The following is a 7,431-nucleotide window of genomic DNA, read 5'->3' on the forward strand; positions in this document are numbered from 1 at the left end:
TGGGGATTTTTTATTCCCGACGTGGATATTTGAAAATAGCCACGTGGAGATCGTTTTCTCCTAAAGCGAAAGCATCTCGAGCCATACGAGGAAGCTGTTTATAGTTCATCCGGTCTGCCCTCTGGCCGCTCTAAAAACAAAATGAGTCTAGAAAATGCGTGGAAACCCTCCGCAGATTGAGAGAAAAGAAGTAATTTAGCGGGCAGATAATTACATATTTGAATAACAACAAACTATATGAAATCAAACCAACCTCTTTTACTCGTCACCCTTGTCGTGACGCTACTTATCAGTGCTTGTAGTTCTCCTACACCCACACCTCCAAAGCCAGAGCCGAAGCAGACCACCATTACGGTCTCGCCCGAGAGTCTTTCCCTGATCGTGGGTAAGAGCGAGCAGCTCTCTGTAGTGGTCTCTCCTAAGGAGGTCGCTGTAACTTATCAAAGTAAGAACCCCGCGATCGCAACCGTTGATGCTCAGGGGCTTGTGACCGGTGTCGCTGTCGGAGAGACCGCTGTGATCGTACAGGCTGGTGAGGCTACAAAGAGCGTCCCCGTGACTGTCAAAGAGGCTCCTATACAAGTACCTCAAGAGCTCCCGATGCTCAAGTTCGGGATACCTCTCAATGATTATGAAAAGATAGAAGACGCTGAGGTGATCGCGTACGAGCAAAAGCTAGGACGTACCCAGCAAGAGGTGGACTATCGTCCATCGGGCTTCTACGGAGAGGGGCTGACCACCATTCCTGCTGTGGTCTATGGTATAAGCATTGCCGATGACGCTGACCTAATCCTCGCCTATAGCAAGGAGTCAGTCACTGACTGCAAGCGCACCAAGGCGATGCTCTACCAGCTTGGCTTTGGTGAAGTACAGGAGGCCGAGGTGAGCAACTACCTCGGAGATGTCAAGAAGGGTCTGCGTGCTACGCTCAAAAGTAACCCTAGTGTGACTGTCTCGATGATGGATATGCCTAATGAAAAGCTCGGCACAGTCATGTTTATGGAGTTTGCTAAGCGAATTAACACCAATCCTCTAGTGCAAGCAAAGCATGGGATACTCTCTGACGTCAAAGACTTCCCCTCTCTAGACGCTTTACGAACCAAAGATATCGAGCAGTTTAAGGCCTTTGAGGAGAAGCTCGCACTACGCACCTATCGACAAAACGAGTCGCCCAAGGATACGCACCTCTTCTTCCGCACTGAGGAGTCAAATGTTCAGAAGACGAACCTTGAGTACGCTTTCTATGTTGCACCTAGCAAGGAGGCCGATGGTTTTGGTCTGATTATAACTCAGCTCCTCTGCCTCTCTAGTGAGCGAGACCTGCGTTCGCAAGAATTCAAGCAGTACTTGGCTAAGAATGGCTTTGACAAGAACTATACCGTTTCAGACGAGAACGTCATAGACGTCTACAACGCCCACGGAGACCGTTGTCGCGTGACGCTCGTTAGACTAGGACAGGATGACTACGTCTATCAGATGTACCTCTTCCCCAAGGAGTCTTAAGCTCCTCACCAGCGTAATCCCTAAATATGCAAACGACTAGATTACTACAGCAGCGGGTTATCTGCTCGCTACTCTGGGGCGTACTCCTCGTGACCTCTGCGCTGAGTCTCTCAGCCCAGACTGCCTATAAGGGTGTCAAAACACCTCCACAGGACCTGACTGTCGATGGCTCGCTAGAGACCAAGGCGTATGTCAGAGGAGTATCTCCCAGTGGCCGCTATATATGGGCTGCCTACTACTATAATCAGGCAGCCTATGTGTATGACACTGAGCTAAAGAAGTGCATCTGGCAAAAGAGCAATGCCGGCACTGAGATAGACATCAAGTATGTCTCCGATGAGGGGGACATCGTATATCAAAAGGATAGGACGACGACGGTCTGCATCTCTCACACGGGGCAGGAGGTCGCCATCACCTCTCCTGATAGCGACTACCCTATGATAGAGATCACGGGTGTCTCACAGCGGGTGGATCGTATGGTGGGCAATATGAAGCCCCAAGATCCGCTGAAGAAAGATATGCGTCCCTTTGTGGCCAATCGTACGGCGCAGGGAGACTTTGCAATCACACCGCTACCTACACCTGCCGAAGATGCACTCGGAGGAAAGCCTGAGGGCACCTCTGTGCTGGCTCTCTCGCCCGATGGGATGACTCTGATAGGGCGACAGGTCAACTCAGATAGCTACTACCCACGACTCATCCAGTGGACGATCCCAGAGGGGCAGAGTGTGGCTACGGACTATACCTTCCCCGGTGAGTCTCTCTTCTTCAATCTAGATAAGAGGAAGCCTGGCCCTCAGCCTAAGCGTGATGACTACGATAGTGATCAGGCGTGGGAGAGAGCTTACGATGCCTGGGAGAATGCGTTGCTTGCCTACAGCAAGAAGCCTATGCTTGACCCGACGAGGTGCTACTACTCGCCCTCGACACAGCGTATCCTCTTTGCCGCTCGGCAGCTGGTACTAGACCAGGAGAGTGGTGCCATAGATCAGGTCTTGATGCCTGGCTACTGGGATCTACGAGAGCAGCGTGGTGAGGTGCTGACTAAGTATGAGGGCTACACCGCGACGGAAGCTCTTGACGATGGCTCGCTACTCTGTATCGAGGAGGCGAAGTCTTTCTACCATTGCTATCGCATAGACCCCAAGAGTGGCGAAAAGGAGAACTTCGCTCTCTGGATCAAGCAACGCACTGGGATACCGATGGAAGAGTTTTACTCTTTAGATGATCATGGTGAGATAGTGTTCGGATGGCCTTACATTAGCCAAGATGGTAAGACGCTGGCACTCTTTGGCCCCGATCTCAGCAACCCGTATCTCTTCCGTGGTTCCTATATACAGTTTACCGATCCGCTAGGAGCGCACACAGCTATACAGGCACCACTCCCCACGCAGCCACACCAGCTGCGGGTGAGTAGCGAGGGGCTCCTAGAGATGCCCGAGATGGCGCATCATCAGATCGCCGTCTACACGCCTCAAGGTGAGCTCATAGCTCTGGGCGTGGTCTCTGCATCTGGTCACTATCAGATACCGCAGTCATCGCTAGGCTCCATACTACTGATACAGATAGTCTCCCCGCTCACGGGAGCCTCTTACAGCTATCGGCTATTGCCCATGGCTAACTAACTACACGACTAACTATACTCATATAACACTATAACTTATGAAACGACTGAATACCCTATTTCTATCAGCAGCACTCGTGACGCTTGCCGCTGCTCCTGAGCTACGCGCTCAGACTACGGATGCCCCGACGACTGGCGAGAGCATCACGATAGAGGTCGCAGAGACTAAAGACAAGGAAATCAACATCGGTGCCTTTGCTCCAGCTGGTAACGCTTGGATCGACATCAATGGCGATGGTGTCTGCCAAAACAACGAGCGACTAGGACGAGACTCTGCACGCCCAGAGGACTATACAGACATTTACTATATGGGGCCTGAGGTGCAGACCTTCGCCCTAGATGAAAACACCCGGGAGGTACATATCTATGGCGAGATCGAAGCTATTCGATTCGAAAATTCGTACACACATACGGCTCCTATTAAGATAGACCTATCTAAGACAGCGACACTCAAGTTTATCAGGATCTATGAGTGTGAAGAGCTGGAGGATGTGACCTTCCCAACCCCAGAGAATAACATCTGCGAGGTCCTCACCATACAGTACACACCACTTCAGGAGCTTGACCTCTCAGGCTTTGAGACTCTGAAGGTGCTTGTAGCATCGTTTAACAAGCAGCTCAGAAGCGTCAAGCGGGATCGATGTGAGGATATGGAGGAGCTAGACTTCTCCTTTACGATGATCCCCTCTGTAGACTTGAGCCTCACACCAGCACTCGCATCCCTCTACCTATGCAAGGCACAGCTCTCAGAGATCGATCTCACACCTACGCCAGACCTAGAGGAGCTATCTATCGGAGCGAACAATCTCACTAAGATAGACCTCAGCAAGACGCCAAACCTCACCTACCTAAGCATCTACGAAAACGAACTCAACGAGATAGACGTGACCCCTCTGGCCAATCTAGAGATCCTAGAGGTCGAGCAAAACAAGCTAACCAAGCTAGATCTGAGCAAAAATACAATCCTAGAGGAGCTTACGCTGCATCTCAACGAGATCACCTCACTAGACCTCTCTACGCTTGAGGAACTGCACTTCCTCTCTATCTATGAGAACAACATCTCAGAGCAGGCTATGCAGCAGATCATAGATAAGATGCCACAGTGCAAGAAGATGCCCGAAGGCGAGGGCGACGAGCTATGGGGAGCCCTCTACATCGTAAATACTAAGTCGCCAAAGGGCAATGTGTGCAACACCCTACAGGTTGCTAAGCTCAAGGAGATGGGCTGGACACCCTACGATGTCAATGGAGCTGACCCAGAGGACTTCATGCTCGCACCTGTCGAGTACGAGGGCTCAACGCCTACGCATGTGGCTACCCCAACAGGCTCAGACGAGCTACAGATCACCTGTACGCCGACGGCTATACGAGTAGAGGGACTGGCACCACGCACGGCAGTGACGCTCTTTGATGCTCAGGGACAGCTCCTGACGAGGGTCAACTCTCTGCGCTCTCCGATGGTACAGATCTCCCGTGAGGCACTCCCTGCAGGAGCCTATATTCTCAGCATCGCAGGCAAGAGTTACAAGGTAGTACTTGACTAACGAACGGCCTGAGTAATCTCTGTACGCCGGCTGATGAGCCTCGCCTACGAGTGCCACATCGCCTAGGCGTACACAATACAGAGTACCCGATACTTGCTAGAGTTCTAGCACGTATCGGGTACTTTATTTTCATCTGTGGTGAAACTTAGGTGAGACTGTTGACTTTTGCAACAGTCTTAGGTTAGGGTTCTATTTCGTAACTTTGCGCCACACGCTTAACCACAACAGGAGGTAGCACCTATGTATCCAGACAATCTCATCAAAGCCTACGAGGCGAGCTTCAGAGAGCACTTCCGACAGCCGGCTCTCTCGGACTATGCCACTGGCTACACCATATCTTATCGCGACTTAGCACTACAGATAGCGCACCTACACTACGTATATAAGGAGATCGGCATACAGCGCGGCGACCGCATCGCCCTGATGGGCGCCGACTCGGTCCACTGGTGCGTCATCTTCATGGCCACGATCACTTACGGTGCTGTGATCGTCCCGATATTGCAGGACTTCAACGTCGAGGACGCCAAGACAATCATCAATCATAGCGAGGCGAAGCTCCTCTTTATAGATGACCTCATCTTGGCGAAGCTCAATCCTGAGGAGGATCTCCCGATGGTGCAGACTATCTTTGACATCAAGAAGATCACGTGGCGCTATGCTCGCTCGGGCATGCCCTACGACTACAAGCGGCTTCTCCCCTTCGCCCCCTTTGTGGCACGCTTTTACCCCAAGGGATTTCGTCGTACCGACATTGTCTATCCCGAGGTGGGCAATGATGAATTGGTCGTGATCAACTACACCTCAGGGACGACTGGCTTTAGCAAGGGGGTACTGATCACTGCGGGCAATCTGGCGGGCAATGCCCTCTATGCGCAGAAGCTCGACCTTATGTATAGCGGCGAGCAGATCATCTGCTTCCTCCCGCTGGCACACACGTACAGTTGCGCCTTCAACATGCTCGCAGCCCTTTACATAGGCGTCCACACGCATATACTAGGCAAGGTGCCTTCGCCAAAGATCTTGATGAAAGCCTTTGCCGAGATACGCCCCGTGCTGATCATCTCCGTGCCGCTCATCTTGGAGAAAATCTACAAGCAGTCTATCGTGCCTGTCATAGAGCGCTCCACCATCAAGACATTCCTACGTATTCCGCTCCTACGCAAGCTGGTCTATCGAGTGATCCGCAAGAAGCTCACCGATGGGCTCGGGGGTAACTTCCGCGAGGTGATCGTCGGCGGGGCACCACTCTCTACGGAGGTCGCCGCCTTCCTACATCGTATCGGCTTCCCGCTCACCGTCGGCTACGGCATGACCGAGTGCGCTCCGCTCATCTCTTACAGCAACCATCGCCGCTGGGCGCCACTCTCTGCGGGTCGCGCCCTGCCACACATGGAGATACGCATCGAGGTGCCAGAAGACTTTGACCAGCCCTTAGCTCCAGGCGTTGGTGAGATACAGGTACGCGGTGACAACGTCTGCCTCGGCTACAACAAGCTCCCCGAGATCAATAAGCACCTCTTCACCTCAGACGGCTGGATGCGTACGGGCGACCTAGGGCGTCTGGACAAGCGGGGCAATCTCTTTATCCTCGGTCGCTCCAAGACGATGATCCTAGGGGCTAATGGTCAAAACATCTACCCCGAAGAGATCGAGGCGAAGCTCAATAACCTCCACTTTGTAGCGGAGAGTCTGGTCTATCAGAAGAGTGGACGTCTCGAGGCACTCGTCTATCCCGACGAACTGGCAGCCAAGCAGGCGGGGATAACTATCGAAGAGGCGTGGGAGCAGATCAAAGATCAGCGTAAGCAGCTCAATGCTAAGCTAGGCTCCTACGAGATGGTGACTAAGTTCGTCCTGCAGAGGACTCCCTTCATCAAGTCTCCCAAGCGCAGCATCAAGAGACACCTATATAAGGATGGCATTGAGGTGTCGCAGACCAATGGGTAGCATCGCTGAGCCAACTTATCACATCGAGGGGACGCTTCGTCAGCTCCCTCTAGCGGACTATATGGCGGAGTACTTCGACCCAGATCGCTTCTTCGCCCTGTGCGAGCATTGTCCTACGTACTTGACCAATTGGTCTTGCCCGCCCTTTGCCTTTGATGTGCGTGAGGCTCTGGAACGCTACCGCTATGCGCATATCCTCGTGCATCGTGTCACGCCTGACAAACAGTCGTGGGCGGCGTGTCTGCCTGATGAGGTGGGGGACTACTGCTTTCGCCTGATGGGTGCCGTGCGGGATCTGATTGATCCGCTCCTCTATCAGCTAGAGCGACAGCATGCGGGGAGTCGGCTCTTTACGGCTGGTCGCTGTCGGCTCTGCCAGCCACAAGCCTGCACACGCAGTGCCGGCGATCCTTGCCGTCATCCCGACCAGATGCGTTCGTCGCTCGAGTCGTGGGGCTTCGACCTGAGTGGCACTACAGAGCGACTGGCTGGCATCCCAATGGTGTGGGGCCAGGAGGGGCATCCACCACGCTACCTCACCATGGTCTCGGCACTCCTCTCGGCGGAGCCAGTTCCTGCGGAGAGTTTTGAGAGATTAGTGGTTAGATATTAGGGGGGCAATGTCGTAGCACAATGCGTCAGCCCTGGCTGAGGAAATGTAACGTCGACTCGTTACAATAATTTAAGCCCGACTACATATCGAAACGAGGCTATGTCGGGGAAAAGTGATTTCCACGTGGATATTTCGAAATCTCCACGTGGAGAATTTTTATTTCCCAGGTAGGAAATAAAAAATTCCTCGGAGGAATCAAA

5 protein-coding genes are annotated in these 7,431 nt (G+C 52.7%); all 5 read left to right on the forward strand.

The annotated features are described in order from the left end of the window. The first annotated feature begins 237 nt into the window (after positions 1 to 237). The 5 genes from RDM37_RS03915 (at position 238) to RDM37_RS03935 (ending at position 7,231) form a co-directional block, all read left to right on the forward strand. Positions 238 to 1,503, forward strand: coding sequence for an Ig-like domain-containing protein (locus tag RDM37_RS03915; protein ID WP_308555171.1), 1,266 nt, complete (start codon positions 238 to 240; stop codon positions 1,501 to 1,503). A 26-nt stretch (positions 1,504 to 1,529) separates the two neighbouring features. Further along, positions 1,530 to 3,128, forward strand: coding sequence for a hypothetical protein (locus RDM37_RS03920; protein ID WP_308555173.1), 1,599 nt, complete (start codon positions 1,530 to 1,532; stop codon positions 3,126 to 3,128). A gap of 37 nt (positions 3,129 to 3,165) precedes the next feature. Continuing rightward, entirely contained in the window at positions 3,166 to 4,671 is a 1,506-nt protein-coding gene (locus RDM37_RS03925; protein WP_308555175.1) for a hypothetical protein, read from the forward strand. A gap of 240 nt (positions 4,672 to 4,911) precedes the next feature. Further along, complete coding sequence (locus tag RDM37_RS03930; RefSeq protein ID WP_308555177.1) at positions 4,912 to 6,618, forward strand: AMP-binding protein; 1,707 nt, start codon at positions 4,912 to 4,914, stop codon at positions 6,616 to 6,618. Continuing rightward, positions 6,587 to 7,231 carry a DUF2284 domain-containing protein gene (locus RDM37_RS03935; protein ID WP_308555180.1) on the forward strand — a complete coding sequence of 215 codons (645 nt, stop codon included), beginning with the start codon at positions 6,587 to 6,589 and terminating at the stop codon, positions 7,229 to 7,231. Before RDM37_RS03930 ends, RDM37_RS03935 begins: the two co-directional genes overlap by 32 nt. Positions 7,232 to 7,431: the final 200 nt, after the last annotated feature.

Origin of the sequence: uncultured Porphyromonas sp., from assembly GCF_902489635.1 — a bacterium.
GTDB lineage: Bacteria > Bacteroidota > Bacteroidia > Bacteroidales > Porphyromonadaceae > Porphyromonas.

Coding starts and splice junctions, on each gene's coding strand:
- RDM37_RS03915 (WP_308555171.1), top strand. CDS start 238: ATGAAATCAAACCAACCTCTTTTACTCGTCACCCTTGTCGTGACGCTA.
- RDM37_RS03920 (WP_308555173.1), top strand. CDS start 1,530: ATGCAAACGACTAGATTACTACAGCAGCGGGTTATCTGCTCGCTACTC.
- RDM37_RS03925 (WP_308555175.1), top strand. CDS start 3,166: ATGAAACGACTGAATACCCTATTTCTATCAGCAGCACTCGTGACGCTT.
- RDM37_RS03930 (WP_308555177.1), top strand. CDS start 4,912: ATGTATCCAGACAATCTCATCAAAGCCTACGAGGCGAGCTTCAGAGAG.
- RDM37_RS03935 (WP_308555180.1), top strand. CDS start 6,587: ATGGCATTGAGGTGTCGCAGACCAATGGGTAGCATCGCTGAGCCAACT.